Source organism: Halomonas sp. MMSF_3323 (assembly GCF_030733595.1).
GTDB lineage: Bacteria > Pseudomonadota > Gammaproteobacteria > Pseudomonadales > Halomonadaceae > Halomonas > Halomonas litopenaei.
The window spans coordinates 23,909-44,745 of sequence record NZ_JASHIT010000024.1; the positions used below are offsets into that span (position 1 = coordinate 23,909).

General features: G+C 64.8%; 18 protein-coding genes. 13 read left to right on the plus strand and 5 right to left on the minus strand.

Translation table 11 applies throughout. The features are described 5' to 3' along the window. Nucleotides 1-378: 378 nt before the first annotated feature. The 9 genes from RBB39_RS13250 to RBB39_RS13290 all read left to right on the plus strand — a co-directional run bounded on the left by RBB39_RS13250 (nucleotide 379) and on the right by RBB39_RS13290 (nucleotide 11,232). On the plus strand, nucleotides 379-801 hold the full coding sequence (locus RBB39_RS13250; RefSeq protein ID WP_108132275.1) for a TraR/DksA C4-type zinc finger protein: 423 nt from the start codon (nucleotides 379-381) through the stop codon (nucleotides 799-801). A 224-nt stretch (nucleotides 802-1,025) separates the two neighbouring features. Further along, complete coding sequence (locus RBB39_RS13255; RefSeq protein ID WP_306169138.1) at nucleotides 1,026-1,586, plus strand: carbonate dehydratase; 561 nt, start codon at nucleotides 1,026-1,028, stop codon at nucleotides 1,584-1,586. Between the two features lie 278 nt (nucleotides 1,587-1,864). Further along, nucleotides 1,865-2,974, plus strand: coding sequence for a hypothetical protein (locus RBB39_RS13260; RefSeq protein ID WP_306169139.1), 1,110 nt, complete (start codon nucleotides 1,865-1,867; stop codon nucleotides 2,972-2,974). Next, nucleotides 2,971-4,581, plus strand: a complete 1,611-nt coding sequence (locus RBB39_RS13265; protein ID WP_306169140.1) for a hypothetical protein — start codon at nucleotides 2,971-2,973, stop codon at nucleotides 4,579-4,581. Before RBB39_RS13260 ends, RBB39_RS13265 begins: the two co-directional genes overlap by 4 nt. After that, nucleotides 4,578-6,137: a cell wall metabolism sensor histidine kinase WalK gene (locus RBB39_RS13270; protein ID WP_108449733.1), complete on the plus strand. Its 1,560-nt coding sequence runs from the start codon at nucleotides 4,578-4,580 to the stop codon at nucleotides 6,135-6,137. Before RBB39_RS13265 ends, RBB39_RS13270 begins: the two co-directional genes overlap by 4 nt. Next, a complete protein-coding gene (locus RBB39_RS13275; protein ID WP_045991202.1) occupies nucleotides 6,134-6,814 on the plus strand; it encodes a response regulator transcription factor in 681 nt (226 codons plus the stop codon). The genes RBB39_RS13270 and RBB39_RS13275 overlap by 4 nt, the downstream gene beginning before the upstream one ends. A 213-nt stretch (nucleotides 6,815-7,027) precedes the next feature. Further along, entirely contained in the window at nucleotides 7,028-8,143 is a 1,116-nt protein-coding gene (gene ald / locus RBB39_RS13280) for an alanine dehydrogenase (protein WP_222516075.1), read from the plus strand. A 104-nt stretch (nucleotides 8,144-8,247) separates the two neighbouring features. Further along, nucleotides 8,248-9,282: a tryptophan--tRNA ligase gene (gene trpS, locus RBB39_RS13285; protein WP_045991200.1), complete on the plus strand. Its 1,035-nt coding sequence runs from the start codon at nucleotides 8,248-8,250 to the stop codon at nucleotides 9,280-9,282. Nucleotides 9,283-9,552: 270 nt separating this feature from the next. Continuing rightward, nucleotides 9,553-11,232: an NAD-dependent malic enzyme gene (locus RBB39_RS13290; protein WP_108132277.1), complete on the plus strand. Its 1,680-nt coding sequence runs from the start codon at nucleotides 9,553-9,555 to the stop codon at nucleotides 11,230-11,232. Between the two features lie 256 nt (nucleotides 11,233-11,488). On the opposite strand, the gene acnA is transcribed toward RBB39_RS13290, so the two are convergent. Continuing rightward, nucleotides 11,489-14,233, minus strand: coding sequence for an aconitate hydratase AcnA (gene acnA, locus RBB39_RS13295; RefSeq protein WP_045991198.1), 2,745 nt, complete (start codon nucleotides 14,231-14,233; stop codon nucleotides 11,489-11,491). Between the two features lie 220 nt (nucleotides 14,234-14,453). Between acnA and RBB39_RS13300 the strand changes: the two genes are divergently transcribed. The 3 genes from RBB39_RS13300 to trxB all read left to right on the plus strand — a co-directional run bounded on the left by RBB39_RS13300 (nucleotide 14,454) and on the right by trxB (nucleotide 16,746). Next, nucleotides 14,454-14,663, plus strand: a complete 210-nt coding sequence (locus tag RBB39_RS13300) for a CPXCG motif-containing cysteine-rich protein (protein WP_045991197.1) — start codon at nucleotides 14,454-14,456, stop codon at nucleotides 14,661-14,663. A 242-nt stretch (nucleotides 14,664-14,905) separates the two neighbouring features. Next, a complete protein-coding gene (locus tag RBB39_RS13305) occupies nucleotides 14,906-15,508 on the plus strand; it encodes a peroxiredoxin (protein WP_045991196.1) in 603 nt (200 codons plus the stop codon). Nucleotides 15,509-15,792: 284 nt separating this feature from the next. Then, nucleotides 15,793-16,746 (plus strand): thioredoxin-disulfide reductase, encoded by a 954-nt coding sequence (gene trxB / locus RBB39_RS13310; RefSeq protein WP_306169141.1) that lies wholly within the window; start codon nucleotides 15,793-15,795, stop codon nucleotides 16,744-16,746. A 379-nt stretch (nucleotides 16,747-17,125) separates the two neighbouring features. Here the strand turns inward: trxB and RBB39_RS13315 are convergent, their stop codons facing one another. Then, the gene (locus RBB39_RS13315) at nucleotides 17,126-17,404 is read right to left on the minus strand and encodes a SlyX family protein (protein ID WP_181248591.1); all 279 of its coding nucleotides are present in this window, start codon (nucleotides 17,402-17,404) and stop codon (nucleotides 17,126-17,128) included. 132 nt (nucleotides 17,405-17,536) lie between these two features. Between RBB39_RS13315 and RBB39_RS13320 the strand changes: the two genes are divergently transcribed. Next, nucleotides 17,537-18,001, plus strand: coding sequence for a cold-shock protein (locus RBB39_RS13320; RefSeq protein ID WP_045991194.1), 465 nt, complete (start codon nucleotides 17,537-17,539; stop codon nucleotides 17,999-18,001). A gap of 124 nt (nucleotides 18,002-18,125) precedes the next feature. On the opposite strand, the gene RBB39_RS13325 is transcribed toward RBB39_RS13320, so the two are convergent. From RBB39_RS13325 to dapD, 3 genes are read right to left on the minus strand one after another with little or no spacing between them, the layout of a single operon-like run. Further along, entirely contained in the window at nucleotides 18,126-18,515 is a 390-nt protein-coding gene (locus RBB39_RS13325; RefSeq protein ID WP_045991193.1) for a hypothetical protein, read from the minus strand. Nucleotides 18,516-18,519: 4 nt separating this feature from the next. Continuing rightward, complete coding sequence (gene dapE / locus RBB39_RS13330) at nucleotides 18,520-19,716, minus strand: succinyl-diaminopimelate desuccinylase (RefSeq protein WP_045991192.1); 1,197 nt, start codon at nucleotides 19,714-19,716, stop codon at nucleotides 18,520-18,522. A 45-nt stretch (nucleotides 19,717-19,761) separates the two neighbouring features. Next, nucleotides 19,762-20,787 (minus strand): 2,3,4,5-tetrahydropyridine-2,6-dicarboxylate N-succinyltransferase, encoded by a 1,026-nt coding sequence (gene dapD / locus RBB39_RS13335; RefSeq protein WP_108132279.1) that lies wholly within the window; start codon nucleotides 20,785-20,787, stop codon nucleotides 19,762-19,764. Between the last annotated feature and the right edge of the window lie 50 nt (nucleotides 20,788-20,837).

Genomic DNA, 20,837 nt, shown 5'->3' on the forward strand with positions numbered 1-20,837 from the left:
TGAGCGTACACAGCTGGCCTCCACCCCTTCCGGCAATTTTCTGGCACCCTGGGTGTCGAGTTGGCGAATCTCAATACTGGCAGCTTTTTTGTCCTGACCCTGGGTGTGATAGGTCGCACTTTGTTCCTGAATGCGTCTAAAGACTCCCTGGGTTCATGGAAGAACTGCAGCACTTTGGACCACGAGGTAGAGGCGGGAGGGCCAGCCTGGTGGACGTGGATGGCGACGTGGTCAACGACCGCCTCAGCGAGGTGGCCCTGGGAGGCAGGATTTGCGGGTGTATTGTGCCACCTCAAAGAAATGTTATAACATAACATTTGTGCGGGTGTGATGGTCTCAGACGCCTTGTGCAATCGGCTTGGCGGGAGGAGCGGTGAGATGCCAACGATGGACGACGCAGCGCATCTTCTCGAGATGCCGGACGACGACTACATGAACGGTGAGCAACTGGCGTTCTTTCGACGCCGGTTGCTGCAGGAACGGGCGCTGGTCGAAGAGCGGTTGCAGGAGGTTCGCCTGCGCATGTCGGCCCGCGAAAGGTCGAGTGACGACCTGGATCAGGCAGCCCAGGAGGAAGAGCTTCAGCTGCAGCTTCGCCAGGCCGACAGGGAAACCCGCTTGCTGGGCAATATTGCCAGCGCCTTGAAGCGCGTCGAGACGGGTGAGTACGGCTACTGCGAGGAGACCGGCGTTCCCATCGGCCTGCCACGGCTGTTGCACCGGCCCACGGCGCGTCTGTGTCTCGAAGCCAAGCAGCGCCAGGAACAGAGAGAACATCACTTCGCCAGGACGCGGAAGTAGCGTCGCCTGTAAGCATCCACCGCTTGTGACCGTGATGGCCGCCCGCAAGGGCGATGCTGAGTCTGGACGAGTGCCTGCGCGGTGGGCTTGTCCACGGATGATCCAACCGGCTCAGCGAAGGCGTCGCCGTATGTCGCATCAAGATTCGCCCACGCCGACCACGCCGACCACGCCGGGTGATGATCACTATCTGATTTGCAGGAATCACAACCAAGGAAGCATGAATGATTCGCAAGAATCCCTACGGCGATTTGCCGGTTGTCCACCCCAGCGCCTTTGTCGATCCCACGGCCATTCTCTGTGGGCGGGTGATCGTCGAGGAGAACGTTTTCATCGGCCCCTACGCGGTCATTCGTGCCGATGAGGTCGATGCCGATGGCAAGATGGAGCCGATGATCATCGGCGCCCACTCCAATATCCAGGACGGCGTCGTCATCCACTCCAAGTCCGGCGCGGCGGTGATCATTGGTGCACGCACGTCGATTGCGCATCGCGCCATCGTGCACGGTCCCTGCGTGGTCGGAGAGAGCGCCTTTATCGGTTTCAACAGCGTGCTGTTCAACTGCACTATCGGCAAGGGCGCGGTGGTGCGCCATAACGCCGTGGTAGATGGTTGCGACCTTCCCGACGACTTCTATGTGCCGTCCACCGAGCGCATTGGCCCCGGGACCGATCTGGACACCCTGTCCCGAGTAACGGTCCAGGATTCAGCGTTTTCCGAAGACGTGGCGCGCACCAACAATAGCCTGGTGGAAGGCTATAGGCGGATCCAGAGCTCTTTCTAGCCCGGCGCCCTGGTTCGAGGATAGGCGGATGGCCTCTGGGCGGCGAGACGGGAGGTTTGGCAACCGCAAGCGCTTGCGCGCCTGATGCAAGGCGAAGGAGGGGGGTAGCGCCCTTTATCGGCCACGGTTGTTCGCTGTCGCCAATCCGCTACGCGCTTTTTCGCGCCTTGTCAGCTTGTGTTCATGTGGGCTTAATGCCGCGCTCACCCGCCTGACAGGATGCAACGAGCGGCCCACGGTAGCCTCGGGATGTGCCTTCATCCCAGAGGATTACCGCCATGACCTGTGCCGCTGCCGTGACTCCCTTCGCCGTCCCCGCCACCGCCAAGTGGGCCTTTACCACCCGCCGCGCCAGGCGCGATGACGTCCGTTCCCTGGTCAGTCTCGACCATCCTTTGCGCGCCGGTGACCTGATCCTGTGTGAAGTCCTCCAGGTCGGGCAGCACAAGCGGGTCCAATTGGCCTGCGGCCGTCCCAGCGAGAGCTATCCCGGTGATCTGCTGGTGCTGTGTGTGGGAGATCGCTACGCACCGGATCAATTCATGGGCCGCGCTGAGGTGGATGTGCGTATGGATCTGCTGGCCGGTGGCGGCATCGCCGGCAAGGTCGAGGCGGCACATGCCAGGATGGCTCGCCCCACTCAGTTGCGACCGCTGGGTTTTCTCGCCGACCTTCATGGCGAGGTGATCAATATTGACCGCTATGCCATCGCCGATGCGCGTATCCCCGATGACATAGTGGTGCTTGGGGTGTTCGGCGCTTCGATGAATGCCGGCAAGACTACGGCGGCGGTGAGCCTGGCCCACGGCCTCCAACGTGCGGGCTTTGCGGTGGAGGGGGTCAAGGCCACCGGCACCGGCGCCTTTGGTGACTTCAACGCCTTCGCTGACGCCTCGGTGGCCGTCAGTGACTTTACCGATGCCGGCATGGCGTCGACCTTCCGCTGTCCGCTCGAGCGCATCGAACGTGGCTTCGAGGCGCTGGTCGGAGGTGCGGCGGCGCGCGGTGCCGAGGTGGTGGTGGTGGAAATCGCCGACGGGGTGTTCCAGGACGAGACCGCTGCCATCCTGGCGGATTCCACGATCATCGAGCGCCTGGACGGTATCCTGTTCGCGGCTCCGGATGCGCTGGGTGCGGTCGGGGGTGTGTCGGTGCTCAAACGTCATGGCCAAACGCCCTTTGCCCTGGCGGGGATGGTCAGTCTGTCGGCGCTCGGTAGCCGTGAAGCCAGCGGCGAGACCGGGCTGCCGGTGGTCAAGCGTGAGGCGCTGTGTGACCCCGAGGCGGTATCGAGGCTGGTGGCGCCAATCATCAGAAGGCGTCTCGGTCAGACCATGCTCAAGGACCTGACAGAGGATAACCGGCTTGCCACGGGTGTCGCCGCATGAGCGAGCTTCCCGAACTCTCAGGGCGTGGCAGAGGCCGCCATATCGCGCTGGTGGTGGGCTTGGGGATCATCCAGGCTGGGCTGATGATGGCCACGGCCTTCGCCACCCGCGATGTCTTCGTCGCACTGCGTTCGACGTCCGGCTCGGCCTCCACCCAACTGCCGCTGACCTCGCTGCTGATACTGGCGGTGGCGGCGCTGGTGATAGCTGCCTGTCAGGCACTGGCCAGGGTCCGGGGCGAGGCCATCGGCCAGAGCTACGCGGTGGAGCTTCGCAGCGTCGTCTTCCACGCCATCGCTGCCCTCGGTGCCGAGCCTGCCGGTCGTCGCCTCGGAGGGCTGTCGCTGCGCTTTGTCGGTGACCTGACGGCGGCCCGGGGTTGGGTCGGCATGGGCATCTCTCGGCTGGTGTCTGCGGCGGTGGTCTTTCCCATGGCGGCGCTGTGCCTGTGGCTGATCGATCCCGTCCTGGCGCTGGCCGGCATGCTACCCATCTTCGCCGCCGTGGCGCTGGCCGCCGGGCTGGGTCTGGCGCTGGGCCGCCTGCATCGGGATCTGCGAAGGCGGCGTGCCGGGGTGGCCATTGCCGCGATGGAGCGGATTCCCATCGCCCGCGAGCTGGCGTTGATGAATCGCCTGCCCCGTGAAATCGCCAGCCTGGAGCGCAAGGGACGTCGCAGTGCCGAGGACGCCGTGCGTCGCGTACGTCGGGTATCGCTGCTGCGTGCGCTGCCCAACGCTTCTCTGGGGCTTGGTGGAGCGGCGGTGCTGTGGGCTACGGCGCGCTTTGGTCTGGCGGCGGCGGACGCCGCCGCGGCACTGTCGGTGCTGGCGATCCTGGTGGTACCTGTGCGCGAATGTATCGGCGTATGGGATCGCTACAGCGCCTGGTGTGTCGCCCGCGACAAGTGTCGGGCACTGCTCGCGCGGACCGAGGCCTTGCCGCGAGTGCGTCGACGTGGACGGCCGGTGCCGCTGGATCTGGAGCACCTGCGGGTGGGTGGCTGCACCCTGCATCTGCGTATTCGCGCGGGCCAGCGGGTGTGTCTCGCCACCGATGATCCCGACTTGGCGTCGCGGGTGCTGGCGGTGCTGGCACGGCGGCGTGCACCCGAGGCGGGGCGACTGCGGTTTGACGGCTTGCCGACCGAGCCGGCCATCGCCTGTATCGGTGATCGCCCCGCCTTGCTCAGGGGCAGCCTGCGCCGCGCGCTGACCATGGGGGCCGCCGCGCGCCCCGACGATGACGACATCGGCCGGGTGGCGCGAGAGTGTGGTCTAGGCCCTGCGATCGCTCGCCTGGGAGGTCTGGATGGGCGGATCGAGGAAGCAGGGCACAACCTGACCCCAGGTGAGTCCCTGCGGGTGGCTCTGGTCCAGGCGCTGCTGTCGCGCCCTGATCTGGTGGTGGTCGACAGTTACCTGTGGCCGCTGCTCAAGGACGCCGTCGAGCTGTTCACGCTGCTTGACGCACGCTGCCAGGCGACCCTGGTGCACAATCTACCTGATTCGGTCACCGGCGGTGCCGGCATGTTGCTGCGCCTGTCGGAGAACATGGATCATCCGAAAACGCCTTCCGTCTGCGGGAACAGTAAACTGGGGTCATGAAAATCATCAGTGTGGTAACCGCCTATACCCTGGTCTTGCTGACGATGGCCTGCACCGGAGCGGTGTTGGCCTACTGGAGCGTCGAGCGCAGTACCTGGTTGAGCGATCGCATGAACCTGGCGCATCACTCCTACGAAGCACACCTGAATCTGTCGACCCACAGCTATCGGCTGTTCAAGCAGTACGCAGATGCCTTGCTGATCGGTGATCAGGACGGCGGTGAGGGGGAGCGCAGGTTACAGGAGCTGGTGCGCCAGGATATCGGCGAGATCCGCGATATCATCGGCGCCGAGATCGAGCTGGTAGGGGACGAGGAAGTCGAGGAGCTGGAACTGCTGGCCAGGCTCGAGGACCAGCTGGACGAGGTGATCCGCGGCTACGCTGAGCTGCTCGACTCGGAGCGGGAGCTCGATCCGGTCAGCCGCTGGTTGAGTTTCTATGCGCTGCTCGATGAAGCCATTGATGAACGCTTTCGCAAGCTGATGGACGTGGCCCTGGAGGGCGAGATCGAGGAGGTGCGCGAAGCCCGCGAGGAATTGGCCCGGGGCGCCCGCCAGACGCGCTGGCTGGCGCTCGGGTTTGCGCTGCTGGCGGTGGTGCTGACGGTGGCGGTTATGGTGTTCTACCGTTGGCGGGTATCGCGGCGCTTTCAGAGGCTGATGGCGGGCGTCGAGCGTATGCACGGGGGTGCCTTCGGTCATGCCATCAAGGTCTCCGGCGGTGACGAATTAGGCCGCATCAGCCGTCTGCTCAATCAGATGGGTGCAGACGTGCACTCCCAGCGGCGCGCGCTCGAGCGCCAGAACAGCGCGCTGGAGGAGGCGGTGGCGGATCGCACCGGAGAACTCGAAAGGTTGCTGGAGGAAGCGCGTCGGGCCGAACGGCATCGGCGTCGACTACTGGCCGATGTCAGCCACGAGCTGCGCACACCGTTGACCATCATCCAGGGCGAATGCGACGTGGTACTGCGCGCGCGCCAACCCGACGAGGACGACTACCGCGAGGCGTTGCGTCGTGCCCGTGAGGCGGCCGGCCATACTGCTGCTCTGATCGACGACCTGCTGACCATCGCACGCCAGGAGAGCGGCGAATTGCGCCTGCAACCGCAACCGACCGAACTGGTCGGGTTTCTCAAGGATGTCATCAGTCTGTCATCGGTGCTGGTGTCTCTTGAGACCGAGGTGACCGTTGCCCCCGTGGAGGTGGATCGCCTGCGTCTACGCCAGTCGGTGCTGGCGCTTCTTCAGAATGCCCGGGTCCACGGTGGCCCCCGGGTGGTGGTGCGCCTGTGGCGTCATGGTGGTGGCTGGCGAATCGCGGTGGAGGACGATGGCAGGGGGGTATCGGCGGTCGACAAGGCGGTGGTGTTCGAACGCTTTTATCGCGGTGCCAATGCCTCCACCAACTACACTGAGGGCAGTGGTCTGGGACTGCCCATTGTCCGTGCTATCGCCCGTGCCCACGGAGGGGAGGCCGGTCTGGAAGACCGGCCGGGAGGCGGGCTGATCGTCTACATCGATGTGCCAGGGATGGCCGAGGAGTCCACGACGACGTGAACGTGCTGGTAGTGGAAGACGAAGATAGGGTCGCGGACTTTCTGTGTCGCGGGCTCAAGGGCGAGGGGTGGACTGCCACCCGTGCCGGTGATGGTGAAACCGCCTTGTCGCTGTTGAAGGAGGGCGGTTTTGATGTGGTGCTGCTCGACATCATGCTGCCGGGGCTGTCCGGGCATGAGGTGTGCACGCGAGTCAGGGCACGGGGCGACGAGGTCCCGATTCTGATGCTGACGGCCCTGGATGCCACCGATGAGAAGATCGTGGGGCTTCGCAAGGGAGCCGACGATTATCTGAGCAAGCCCTTTTCTTTCGACGAGCTGATCGCGCGCATGGAGGCGTTGCATCGACGCGCCCGGGCACGGGCAGGCGCGACACCGGGCGCTCAGGCGGAGGATCCGGTGCAGTTCGATCGCGAGGCGCTGTGCCTGAAGGTCGACGGTGAGGTCGTCGAGTTGTCGACCAAGGAGCGCGATCTGCTGGCGCTATTGCTCGGCAATGCCGGGCGGGTGATGAGCCGTGAACGTATCCTCAACGCGGTCTGGGGGCTCAACGAGGACCCCATGACCAATACCGTCGATGTCTACGTGGGGCGGGTTCGGCGCAAGCTCGGCGACCACGCCTCGCGCATCACTACGGTCCGCGGCGCCGGATACCGCTACGACGCTCAAGACGTGTGAGGCTCTTTGCCATCGGGTGCCGCCGGGAGAGAATTTCACGCCCTGGTGTGTCTTGCTGTTTTTAGGGGCCTGGGAAGAAAGTTCAAAGGTCTTTGAGGGTGAAGTTTTCTGATCTTTCCGTTTTTTCGCCGGGGGTTTATTGGCAAAAAATTCCTGTGCTTCACTGTGGGTGACGATAAAAAATCTGTTGTACGAATCGATGGGAGAGTCGCCATGCAGATCGCCGTCCCCAAGGAAATCAAGAACCATGAGTACCGCGTCGCCCTGACCCCCAGTGGTGCGCGGGAGCTGACCGAGCGTGGCCACGCGGTGGTTGTGCAGGCCGGTGCGGGTGAGGGCGCCGGTTTTGCCGACGAGGCCTATCAAGCTGCCGGTGCCACCATCGAGGCCGACGTGGACGCGCTGTTCGATGGCGCCGAGTTGATCCTCAAGGTCAAGGAGCCCCAGCCCGAAGAGGTGGCCCGGCTGCGCCCCCAGCACACCCTGTTCACCTACCTGCATCTGGCCGCCGAAGAAACCCTGACCAAGGGGCTTCTGGACAGCGGCGCGACCTGCATCGCCTACGAGACCATCACCGCGCCTCAGGGCGGACTACCCCTGTTGGCGCCGATGAGCACCGTGGCCGGACGCATGGCCGTGCAGGCCGGTGCCCACAGTCTCGAAAAGGCCCAGGGCGGTGCGGGTGTATTGCTGCCCGGGGTGCCTGGGGTGCCGCCTGCCAAGGTTACCGTGATCGGCGGTGGCGTGGTCGGCGAGAACGCCGCCCGCATGGCGTTGGGGCTGGGCGCCGATGTCAGCGTGCTGGACAAGTCGATCCCGCGCCTCGAGACCCTGGATGATCGCTACCAGGGGCGCATGAAGACGGTGTTTTCCTGCGCCGACGCACTGGAAGAAGCGGTGCGCGAATCGGACCTGATCATCGGGGCGGTGCTGGTCCCGGGGGCGGCGGCGCCCAAGCTGATCAACCGCGCCATGCTGTCGGAAATGAAGCCGGGGGCGGTGCTGGTGGACGTGGCCATCGATCAGGGCGGTTGCTTCGAGACCTCCAGGCCCACCACCCATGCCGAGCCGACCTACGTGGTGGACGGCGTCGTGCACTATTGTGTCGCCAACATGCCGGGTGCGGTGGCGCGCACCTCGACCCAGGCCCTGACCAACGCCACCCAGCCGTTTGTGGTGGCGCTGGCCGACAAGGGCTGGCGTCGGGCGCTCGGTGAGGATCGTCACTTCGCCGCCGGTCTCAATGTCCATGACGGCCAGCTCACCTACGCAGCCGTAGGGGAGGCCTTCTCGCTGCCGGTGACCAGCGTGGAGAGTGTGCTCGGCTGATGTGATTGGCCAAGGGTCGGCCGGGGCGGCGCTGTCGCCCCGGTCGCCATCCACAGGCCTTGGCGTTACCATAGCGGGCATTTGCCGATACTAGAGTGCCGTCCATGTCCGCAACGACCACCGCTTCCGACAAGACCCGGGTGCTGACCGGTATCACCACCACCGGTACCCCCCATCTGGGCAACTACGTCGGGGCCATCAAGCCGGCGATCGAGGCCAGCCTCGATCCCAACGTGCAGTCCTACTACTTCCTCGCCGATCTGCACGCGCTGATCAAGTGTCAGGACCCGCAGCGGGTCCAGCAGTCGCGCCTCGAGATCGCCGCGACCTGGATGGCGCTGGGGCTGGACACCGACAACGCCATCTTCTATCGCCAGTCCGATATCCCCGAGATTCCCGAGCTGACCTGGATGCTGTCCTGCGTCTGTGCCAAGGGCCTGATGAACCGCGCCCACGCCTACAAGGCGGCGGTGGCGGAGAACGACGAAGCCGGCAACCAGGATCCGGACAAGGGTGTCACCATGGGTCTGTTCGGCTATCCGGTGCTGATGGCCGCCGACATCCTGATGTTCCAGGCCAACAAGGTGCCGGTGGGACGCGACCAGATCCAGCATATCGAGATGGCCCGAGACATGGCCGGGCGCTTCAATCATCTCTACAAGGGTGACTTCTTCACCCTGCCCGAGGCGGTGGTGGACGAGCGGGTCCAGGTATTGGGTGGCCTCGACGGTCGCAAGATGTCCAAGAGCTACAACAACACCATCCCGCTGTTCGTGCCGGAAAAGAAGCTGCTCAAGCTGGTGCGCAAGATCAAGACCAACTCGCTGGAGCCCGGCGAGCCCAAGGATCCCGACACCTGCACCCTGTTCCAGATCTATTCGGCCTTCGCCAGCGCCGAGGAAACCCAGGCCATGCGTGATGACTACGCCGCGGGCATCGGCTGGGGGGACGCCAAGAACCGGGTCTTCGAACACCTCAACGAACAGCTGCGCGCCCCGCGTGAGCGTTACCAGGCGCTGATGGAAGATCCGGGCCATATCGAGACGGTGCTGCTTCAAGGGGCCGAGCGTGCTCGTGCCGAGGCTGCTCCGCTGATGGATCGACTGCGTGTCGCCGCGGGGCTTGGTCGCTTCGTTTGAGCCGTTTCCTACGCGTCTCATCGTCGAGTCGCTCTTGTCTGAGCTAAAGTGCGCATGGGCCCTGCGTTGAGGGCCCGCTTTTGCGGGGCTTTCTCGACGGCGTGCTAGAGTGGGCACAAAGGAAGAATGGTATAACGCCTTGTCAGGCAGGCGCCGCCTGAGCCCGGTGCATCGCGCACGGGCGATGTCGTCAGTGTTTCCCCAAGGGTACCGAGAAGAGTGCCCGGACTCGCCAGAGTCCCTTGACCGAGTCACCAAACGAGACGAGAGATGAGCACAGAACCCAAGCGTCCCCTCTATATTCCCTACGCTGGACCCTCTCTGCTGGAGATGCCGCTGCTCAACAAGGGCAGCGCCTTCACCCAGAAGGAGCGCCTGCAGTTCAACCTGATCGGCCTCTTGCCGCAGAACGTCGAGACCATCGACGAACAGGTCGAGCGTGCCTACCACCAGTACCAGCAGTGCCAGAATGACCTGGACCGCCATATCTACCTGCGGGCGATCCAGGACGACAACGAGACGCTGTTCTTCCGCCTCGTCTCCGAGCATCTCGAGGAGATGCTGCCGATCATCTACACCCCCACGGTCGGCAAGGCCTGTGAGGAGTTCTCCAATATCTATCGCAACCACCGGGGGCTGTTCATCTCCTACCCCGACCGCGAGTACATGGACGACATCCTGCGCAGCGCCACCAAGGACAACGTCAAGGTGATCGTGGTCACCGACGGCGAGCGCATCCTCGGCCTCGGTGACCAGGGCATCGGCGGCATGGGCATCCCCATCGGCAAGCTGTCGCTGTACACCGCCTGTGGCGGCATCAGCCCGGCCAATACCCTGCCGATAATGCTCGACGTCGGTACCAACAACCAGCAGTTGCTGGACGACCCGCGCTACATGGGCTGGCGCCACCCGCGTATCAGCCAGGAAGAATACGACGAGTTCATCGATGCCTTCATGCAGGCGGTGAAGCGGCGCTGGCCCAAGGTACTGCTGCAGTTCGAGGACTTTGCCCAGGCCAACGCCATGCCGCTGCTGGAGCGCTATCGCGACGAGCTATGCTGCTTCAATGATGACGTCCAGGGCACCGCTGCGGTCTGCGTCGGCACCCTGATGGCGGCCTGCCAGGCCCGTGGCGAGGGCATGGCCCGTCAGCGGGTGGTGTTCGTCGGCGCCGGCTCCGCCGGCTGCGGCATCGCCGAGATGGTGGTGGTGGCGATGATGGCCGAAGGCCTGACCGAGTCCCAGGCCCGCGAGCGGGTCTACATGGTCGATCGCGAGGGCCTGGTGACGGACGACCAGACCTGGCTGCGTGACTTCCAGCGCCGCCTTGCCCACCCGGCCGGTATGGTCGAGGGCTGGGAAGGTCAGGACCTGCTCGAGGTGGTCAAGCAGGTTCAGCCGACGGTGCTGCTCGGCGTCTGTGGCCAGAAGGGTATCTTCACCGAGGCGGTGGTCAAGGCGATGCACGCCAACTGCAAGATGCCGCTGATCATGCCGCTGTCCAACCCCACTTCTCGGGCCGAAGCGATCCCCTCCGACGTGCTCGAGTGGACCAACGGCGACGCCCTGGTGGCCACCGGCAGTCCCTTCGCCCCGGTCGAGATCAATGGTCGTCGCATTCCCATCGCCCAGTGCAACAACGCCTACATCTTCCCGGGGATCGGCCTCGGGGTGGTGGCAAGCGGTGCACGCCGCGTCACCGATGCGATGCTGATGGCGGCCTCACGGGCTCTGGCCCGGGAGGCACCGATCGTCAAGGAGGGCGAGGGTGCCATGCTGCCGGCGCTGTCGCGCATCCGCGATATCTCCAAGTCGATCGCCTTCGACGTGGCGGCCCAGGCCCAGCACGAGGGCGTGGCGCTCAAGAGCGACGGTACCAAGCTGCGCCGCGACATCGAAAAGAGCTGCTGGATGCCCAACTATCGCGACTATCGTCGCCGCGCCTTCTAGGCATCTGCGCGCTCAAGCGATCACTGAACCCCGCCACAAGGCGGGGTTTTTATTTGCTGGCGTGAGGCGCAGTCGGGTAGCAACACAGGCGGGTAGCAATAGATGCGGTCGCTCAAGCGCTGCGCTGAAGGGTCTGTAGATGGAGTAGAAAACAAGATTCGCACAAAAAAAGACCTCGCCGGTGGGCGAGGTCTCGGTGTGACGGCCAGTGCGATGCGCCGGCCGTCTGTGTGGCGGGCCTGGGCCCGCCGGGTGATCAGGCGGCGCCGATCATCTTGCGCAGCACATAGTGCAGGATGCCGCCGTGGCGGTAGTACTCGAGCTCGTTGGCGGTGTCGATGCGACACAGGGCGTCGAGGGTCTTCTCACCCTTGTCGCCCTTGATGGTCACCTTGACCTTGCCGCCCGGCTCGAGGCTGTCGAGGCCCTCGATGGAGACCGTCTCGTCGCCGGTCATGCCGAGTGACTTGCGATCCTCTCCTTCGGGGAACTGCAGCGGTACCACGCCCATGCCGATCAGGTTGGAGCGGTGGATGCGCTCGTAGGACTCCGCCAGCACGGCGCGCACGCCGAGCAGCAGGGTGCCCTTGGCCGCCCAGTCGCGGGAGGAGCCGGTGCCGTACTCCTTGCCGGCCACCACCACCAGGGGAGTGCCTTCCTCCTGATACTTCATGGCGGCGTCGTAGATCGCCATCTGTTCGCCGCTGGGCACGTGGCGAGTCTCGCCACCGACCACGCCATCGAGCATCTCGTTCTGGATGCGCACGTTGGCGAAGGTGCCGCGCATCATCACCTCGTGGTTGCCGCGCCGCGAGCCGTAGGAGTTGAAGTCCACCGGCTTGACGCCGTTCTCCTGCAGGTAGCGGCCCGCCGGGCTGTCGGGCTTGATCGCGCCGGCCGGCGAGATGTGGTCGGTGGTCACGCTGTCGCCGAGCATGGCCAGTACATGGGCGTCCTTGACGTCCTCGACCTTGGACGGCTCCTTGCCCATGCCCTCGAAGAAGGGCGGGTGCTGGATGTAGGTCGAGTTGTCGTCCCACTCGTAGACCTCGCTTTCCGGCACCTTGATGGCCTTCCACACCTCGTCGCCGTCGAACACCGCGGCGTATTCCTTGCGGAACATCTCGGTGTTGACCTTCTCCACCGCCTCGGCGACCTCGGCCTGGGTGGGCCAGATGTCCTTGAGGTAGACCGGCTCGCCGTCGCTACCTTCACCGATGGGGTCATTGTCCAGGTCGCAGCGCACATTGCCGGCCAGGGCGAAGGCCACCACCAGGGGCGGTGAGGCCAACCAGTTGGTCTTCACCAGCGGGTGCACCCGGCCTTCGAAGTTGCGGTTGCCGGACAGTACCGAGGCCACCGTCAGGTCGCCGGTCTTGACCGCATCCTCGATCGGCTCGGGCAGCGGGCCCGAGTTGCCGATGCAGGTGGTGCAGCCATAGCCCACCAGATTGAAGCCCAGGGCGTTGAGGTCGTCCTGCAGGCCGGCGGCGGCCAGGTATTCGGTGACCACCTTGGAGCCGGGAGCCAGCGAGGTCTTGACCCAGGGCTTGGTCGCCAGGCCCTTCTCCTTGGCCTTGCGGGCCAAGAGGCCTGCAGCCATCATCACGCTGGGGTTCGAGGTGTTGGTGCACGAGGTGATGGCAGCGATGACCACCGCGCCGGGGTCCAGGCTGAAGTCCTCGCCCTTGTAGTTGACGTCCTGGCTGTCGGCGTGACGATAGCTGCGCTCGACGCCGACCGCGGTCTGGCCGCCCTCGGAGCCCATCTTGTCGTCGCGGCTGTCCTTGGCCGACTTGCCCTCGTCCTCCATCAGTTTTTCGAAGGTGGTGGCGAGCTGGCTCAGGGCGACACGGTCCTGGGGCCGCTTGGGACCGGCGAGGCTGGCCTCGACGTCACCCATGTCGAGTCCCAGGGTGTCGCTGAAGATCGGCTCGTGGCCGGGTTCGCGCCACAGGCCCTGCTCCTTGGAGTAGGCCTCGACCAGGGCGATCTGGTCGTCGTCGCGGCCGGACAGCCGCATGTAGTTCAAGGTCTCGTCGTCCACCGGGAAGAAGCCGCAGGTGGCGCCGTACTCCGGGGCCATGTTGGCGATGGTGGCGCGGTCGGCCAGGGGCAGGTCCTTGAGGCCGTCGCCGTAGAACTCGACGAACTTCCCGACCACGCCTTTCTTGCGCAGCATCTCGGTGACGGTGAGTACCAGGTCGGTGGCGGTGATGCCTTCTCTAAGCTTGCCGGTCAGCTTGAAGCCGATGACCTCGGGGATCAGCATCGACACCGGCTGGCCGAGCATGGCGGCCTCGGCCTCGATACCGCCGACACCCCAGCCGAGTACGCCGAGGCCGTTGATCATGGTGGTGTGGGAGTCGGTGCCGACCAGGGTATCCGGGTAGGCCAGGGTCTTGCCGTCCTCTTCCCGGGTCCACACCGTCTTGCCCAGGTACTCCAGGTTGACCTGGTGGCAGATGCCGGTGCCCGGCGGCACCACGCGGAAGTTGTCGAAGGCCTGCTGGCCCCAGCGCAGGAACTCGTAGCGCTCGCGGTTGCGCTCCATCTCCAGCGCCACGTTGTCCTTGAAGGCGGACGGGTCGCCGTACTTGTCGACCATCACCGAGTGGTCGATGACCAGATCGACCGGCGACAGCGGGTTGATCTTCGACGGTTGCTCACCGAGTTTCTCCACCGCGGCACGCATCGAGGCCAGGTCGACCACCCCCGGCACGCCGGTGAAGTCCTGCATCAGCACGCGGGCGGGACGGTAGCCGATCTCGCGGTCCGAGCGGCCTTCCTTCTGCCAGTCCACCAGCGCCTGAAGGTCGTCTCTGGACACGCTCTCATCGTCGGCAAAGCGTAGCTGGTTTTCCAGCAGTACCTTGAGCGTCATCGGCAGACGCTGAATATCGCCAAGGTCCTCGGCAGCCTGGGCCAGGCTGTAGAAGTCGTACTGAGTCCCGCCTACATCTAGCGTGCGACGGGTATCCGGTAGGGAATCGCTACTCATGCTGTCCTCCTGAGGCATTGAATCGAACGGTCCAGGTTCGCTGGGATCGGCGCGGGGCCAATATCGATCCCTTGGTGGTACTAGTAGTGGTACTTGGTCATCATAGTTGTGTTCTTCAACCGTTGACGTGTAAACGGATGCCGGATCACGCCTTGAAAGGCTGTCGGGTCACCCCCATGGTGAAGGTTCACGTCGATCGCGACCAGAGGGGAGGTGCATCGTGCACGAACAGACGCTGCCGAGCTGGCCGCTTGATTGCCCCTACTGCGATGCCCATATCGAGCTGGTGGTGGACACCTCCCAGGGCAGCCACGAGACCTGGGAAGACTGCCCCCAGTGCTGTGCGCCGATCCACTACCGTATCGAGGTGGATGCGGTGACCGAGGATATCGTCTCGGTGGTCGCCGGCGACGATGACGAGGTCATGTGACAGGGCTCATGTGATGGAAGTGTCATGCGCCGCTGTGGGCCGCGTAACGATCTCATTCGAGCCTGGCGGATGTCGATGACGGCGTCATTGCGACGTCATCGCCGTCGGGTGACAATAGCCGGCGACTATCGGGTCGATGGCCTAGGTCGATTGGCCCGGTGTGGTTCGCTGGCCTAGGGTGACATCCGGTATTTGCCCCTGATTCTTGAACCCTCACGTTTCACTACTCCAAGGAGACTTTCATGAGCGTACTGGTAGGACGTCAAGCTCCCGATTTCGAAGCCGCCGCCGTCACCGGCAACGGCGAAATCGTCGAGAACTTCAAGCTGTCCGACAGCAACGGCAAGCTGCGCGTGCTGTTCTTCTGGCCGCTGGACTTCACCTTCGTGTGCCCGTCCGAGATCATCGCCCATGACAACCGTCTGGCGCAGTTCAAGGATCTGGGTGTCGAGGTGATCGGTGTCTCCATCGATTCCCAGTTCACCCACTACGCCTGGCGCAAGACCAGCCCGGACGCCGGTGGTATCGGTGAGGTCGGCTTCCCGATCGTGGCCGACGTCAAGCACGAGATCACCCAGGCGTACGGCATCGAGCATCCGGAAGCCGGTGTCGCCCTGCGCGCCTCCTTCCTGATCGACGAGGATGGCGTGGTGCAGCATCAGGTGGTCAACAACCTGCCGCTGGGCCGCAACGTCGATGAGATGGTGCGTATGGTCAAGGCCCTGCAGCACCACCAGAAGCACGGCGAAGTCTGCCCGGCTGGCTGGGACGAAGGCCAGGAAGGCATGAAGGATACCGCTGAAGGTGTCGCCAAGTACCTGGGTACTCACTCCAGCGAGCTGTAAGACGCTGCCAGCGCTCACCGCCAGGTGAGCCGTCTCGGGACAGCCCGAGTAGTGTCACGACGGGGCGGCCTGGCCGCCCCGTTGCGTATATCCTCGGCATGCTGGTGTGCTGGCCAGTCGCGACAGACCCTTGCGCGGCAGACCGCCACCCTGTCGACCCGAGTTTCTGGTGGATTGGCTCATGACGACGCTGCGTCGCCGTCATCATCGAATCCATTTTCCTTTAGCGTCGCGGCCCCCCAGGGGAGCCCCCGGCTTAGTCAAGTTAGTCTTGTGAGGTAGCCATGAGCGAAGTGCGCCACGAACGTCTGATCATCCTGGGCTCGGGGCCTGCCGGCTACAGTGCGGCGGTCTACGCTGCGCGGGCCAATCTCAAGCCGCTGTTGATCACCGGCATGCAGACAGGCGGTCAGTTGACCACCACCACCGACGTGGACAACTGGCCAGGCGACGACGCCGGTGTCCAGGGGCCGGAGCTGATGGAGCGCATGCGCCGTCACGCCGAGCGATTCGATACCGAGGTGCTGTTCGACCATATCCACGAGGTGGAACTGCGCGAACGTCCCTTCACCTTGAAGGGCGACAACGGCACCTACACCTGCGACGCCCTGATCATTGCTACCGGGGCCAGTGCGCGCTACCTGGGGCTGCCCTCGGAGCAGCAGTTCATGGGCCAGGGCGTGTCGGCCTGCGCCACCTGCGACGGCTTCTTCTATCGCAACCAGGAAGTGATCGTGGTGGGCGGCGGCAACACCGCCGTGGAAGAGGCGCTGTACCTGTCCAATATCGCCTCCAAGGTCACCCTGGTGCACCGCCGCGACAGCCTCAGGGCGGAGAAGATTCTGCAGGACAAGCTGTTCGAGAAGGCCGAGAACGGCAACGTCGAGCTGATCTGGAACCACACCCTGGACGAGGTGCTGGGGGACAACACCGGAGTCACCGGTGCGCGGCTCAAGGCGGTCGAGGACGGTTCGACCCGCGAGATCACCGCACCCGGCGTGTTCATCGCCATCGGTCATAGCCCCAACTCCGGCATCTTCGAGGGCCAGCTCGAGATGGCAGGCGGCTATATCAAGGTCAAGTCAGGCCTCGAGGGCAACGCCACCGCCACCAGCGTGCCCGGTGTGTTCGCCGCCGGCGACGTCATGGATCACGTCTATCGTCAGGCGATCACCTCAGCCGGCAGCGGCTGCATGGCGGCGCTGGACGTCGAGCGCTACCTGGACAGCCTCGACTGACGCTATCGTCAGGCGCGATATCACTGCCTCAGCCGGCAGCGGCTGCATGGCGGCGCTGGACGTGGAGCGTTACCTGGACAGCCTCGACTGACGCTATCGTCAGGCGCGATATCACTGCCTCCGCTGGTAGCGGCTGCATGGCGGCGCTGGACGTGGAGCGTTACCTGGACAGCCTCGACTGACGCTATCGTCAGGCGCGATATCTGGACAGCCTCGACTGAGGCTATCGTCAGGCTCACTACAACTGCACCGCTGGCAGCATCGATATCGATCTGATACAAAAAACACCGCCAGGCAAATGCCTGGCGGTGTTCTTGTTGATGGCATCCGCCGGGGGGGCAGCGGCGGAGCAGTACTGTCCTGTCCGCCGGGCCGCGCCTCAATAGTGTGGCGGCAACTCGTCCTCGGGGCCGGGGGCATCGCCCAGTCCGCGGTCGTTGCTGGCCGCCAGTTCGCGTAGCCTTTCCTGCATCAGGCGATTGATGCGTTCCAGCTCCATCATTCGGCGCTCCTGGCCGGCGATGGTGGCGTCCAGGCTGTCCAGCCAGTGTTCCTGGTAGGCCAGACGGCTCTCCAGTTCTTCGACACGCTTTGCTAGATCGGCGGACGACTTGTCAATACCCGTGATAGACTCATGTTGCGGTGTGTCACTGTTCATCGTGTCAACTGCCTGCCTTGGGCTTTTTTCGAGAAGTCGTGGCGGAAGGATCTCGTCTGTGTATCGTGCATGGCCGCGGATCCCATGGTCATTCCACCTGTTTTCACCATAAGAAGAGAGTTTTTCACGTCCATGAAAAAAAGGGTATTCGTTCGTTGTTGTGTGATCAGTCTGCTGTTGGCCGCGCCTGCACCGCTGCTGATTGCTCTTGCCGTCAGCCTGGTGACCGGGCTGTCCGTCGAGGAGTTGCACGGCGCCATCGCCGAGGAGGCACTGCTGCATGGCTACCTTGCCGCTGCCGGAGCGGTCTTTGGCGTGTTGCTGGTAGCCACCCTGGCCCTCAATGCCCTGACGCCAAGGCTGGTCAACCTGGCCGAGGTCGAGGATGACGATCGCGAGATCGGCGAGGTCAAGTGGTTCAATGTCAACAAGGGCTACGGCTTCATCACCCGTGACGGGGGCGAGGACGTCTTTGTTCACTTCCGTGCCATCCGCGGCCGGGGCCATCGCACCCTGGCCGAAGGCCAGAGAGTACGCTACTACGTGATCGAGAACGAGCGCGGCCTGCAGGCCGACGACGTCACCGTCATCACCTGAGCGCGATGCTCTCGCCATTGCCACGACGCCCCGCCTAGTGCGGGGCGTTGTCGTTTGTGGCGCCGCGGGTCTGCCTCTGCGCCCGTTTCAGTGCCCGGCTCAGGGCCAAACTGGGAGTGCCTCGTCAGTGTCCCGAGTCGGGCCAGTCGATGGCCGATTCGCTGCCGTCGGGTAACACCTGCAGGAAGCGGTCGGGGTCGTCGCCGGGCTGCCAGCCGCCCAGCGAGCAGCGCACCTCGCAGTCCAGCGCCAGGGCGGCGGCCCTGGCGAAGTCGGCGTCGGTGGGCCAGGGGGACTGGCCGCTGTCGAGCCAAAGGCTGGCGAAGCCATCGGCGGCCTTGCCGACCAGCAACACGGGAATGTCGGCACCATCGAGGTGACCTTCGGTGCGCCACTTCAGCTTGCCGCAGGGGGTCAGCGGCGGGGCATTCAGGGTGGCGCCGAGCCACTCGCCGATGCGCTCGGCGCTGGCCTCGCCAAGATAGATCTCGATATCCGGGTAGCGCTCGGTCATCACTTCAGCTCCTTGCGTCGGCGAACAGCCGCGTCAGGATGGCTTCGTAGACCCGGCTCAGGTCATCCAGGTCTGCGGCGCGCACGCGCTCGTCGACCTTGTGGATGGTGGCGTTGAGCGGGCCAAGTTCCACCACCTGGGCGCCTAGCGTGGCGATGAAGCGACCGTCGGAAGTACCGCCGGAGGTGGACAGCACCGGGGTGGTGCCGGTGACGTCGCGGACGCCGGCCACGGCGGCGTCGACCAGCGCCCCTTCGCGGGTCAGGAAGGGCTGGCCGTTGAGCGTCCAGTCGATCTCGAAGTCCAGGTCGAAGCCACGCAGGATGGCCTCGGTGCGCTCGCGCAACTCGGCATCAGTGGTCTCGGTGGAGAAACGGAAGTTGAAGGTGGCCTCGACCTCGCCTGGGATCACATTGGTGGCACCGGTGCCGGCGCGCAGGTTCGAGATCTGGAAGCTGGTGGCAGGAAAGCAGTCGTTGCCGGCATCCCAGTGTTCGTTGGCGAGGGCGTCCAGCGCCGGCGCGATCTGGTGAATCGGGTTACGCGCCAGGTGAGGATAGGCCACGTGGCCCTGGATGCCGCGGACCTTGAGCACGCCGCCCAGCGAGCCGCGCCGGCCGTTCTTGATCACGTCGCCCAGGCGCTCGGTGGAAGAGGGCTCGCCGACGATGCAGTAGTCGAGGCGTTCGTTGCGCTCGCGCAGGTGCTCGACCACCGCACGAGTGCCATCCACCGCCGGGCCTTCCTCGTCGGCGGTGATCAGAAAGGCGATGCGTCCGGGGTGATCGGGGTGGGCGCTGACAAAGCGCTCCACCGCCGTGACCATGGCGGCCAGACTGCCTTTCATGTCGGCGGCGCCGCGACCGCGCAGCATGCCGTCGTCATCGATGATCGGGGCAAAGGGCGGGGTCTGCCACTGGTGCTCGGGTCCGGTGGGTACCACGTCGGTGTGGCCGGCGAAGGCCAGCACCGGGCCGTGGTGACCGTGCACCGCCCAGAAGTTTTCCACTTCGCCGAAGGGCAGCGACTCGATGTTGAAGCCCAGGCGCTCGAGGCGTTCGATCATCAGCGCCTGGCAGCCCATGTCGTCCGGGGTTACCGAAGGACGCCGCAACAGCTCGAGGGCAAGCTCCAGGGTGGGCGAGAGTGTCTCGGTGGTCGCGGGGGCGTCGGTCGGTGCAGGCAAGTCGGTAGTCGGCATAGCGGTCTCGAAGAAAGGCGGCGGCCAGGGCCGCCGCGCTCGGGATCAATTGTGGGCGTGCAGCGCTTCGTTGAGGGCGATGGCGCTCTTGTTGGTCAGGCACTCGATACGGCCGTTGGTCGAGTTGCGACGCAGCAGCAGATCGTCCTGGCCGGCCAGTTCGCGGGCCGCCAGGGTGCGTACTTCCTGGCCCTGGTCATCGAGCAGGGTGACCTTGGCGCCGGCGGTGATGTAGAGCCCGGCCTCGACGGTGCAGCGGTCGCCCAGCGGGATACCGATACCGGCGTTGGCGCCGATCAGGCAGCCTTCACCCACCGAGATGATGATGTTGCCGCCACCTGACAGGGTACCCATGGTGGAACAGCCACCGCCCAGGTCGGAGCCCTTGCCGACCACCACGCCGGCCGAGATACGGCCCTCGATCATGCCCGGGCCTTCGGTGCCGGCGTTGAAGTTGACGAAGCCCTCGTGCATCACCGTGGTGCCCTCGCCCAGGTAGGCGCCCAGACGCACCCGTGCGGTGTCGGCGATGCGCACGCCATTGGGCACCACGTAGTCGGTCATCTTGGGGAACTTGTCGACACAGTCCACCGACAGGGTGCGACCTTCCAGGCGGGCCTTGAGGCGGCGTGCCGGCAGCTCGATGATGTCGATGGCGCCTTCGCTGCTCCAGGCAATATTGCGCAGCAGACCGAACATGCCGGTGAGGTCGAGCTGGTGCGGCTTGACCAGGCGATGGGACAGCAGGTGCAGCTTGAGGTAGACCTCCGGGGCGCTCTGGGGCGGCAGGTCCTCACTGATGAAGGTCGCCACCAGCGGACGCTGGCTGGCGCTGAGGCTGGCGGCCAGTTCGGCCTGCTCCGGGTGGCCGGCGTCGCGCAGGGCGTCGGCCAGGGCCTGGCAGTGTTCCGGCAGGAAGCTGACGGCGGCGGTGCCCTGGGGCGCGTCGAGTACCCGGGCGGCGGCCTCTACCAGGCTGGCGTCGGGGGCGAGCAGCGGCGCCGGGTAGTAGACCTCGAGCCAGTCGCCCTGGGTGTTCTGGGTGCCGATGCCGAGTGCAAAGCTGTGCATGCCGTATGTCCTTTTCGTAGGTACTGGAATTCGCAAAGAGGGGCGAAAAA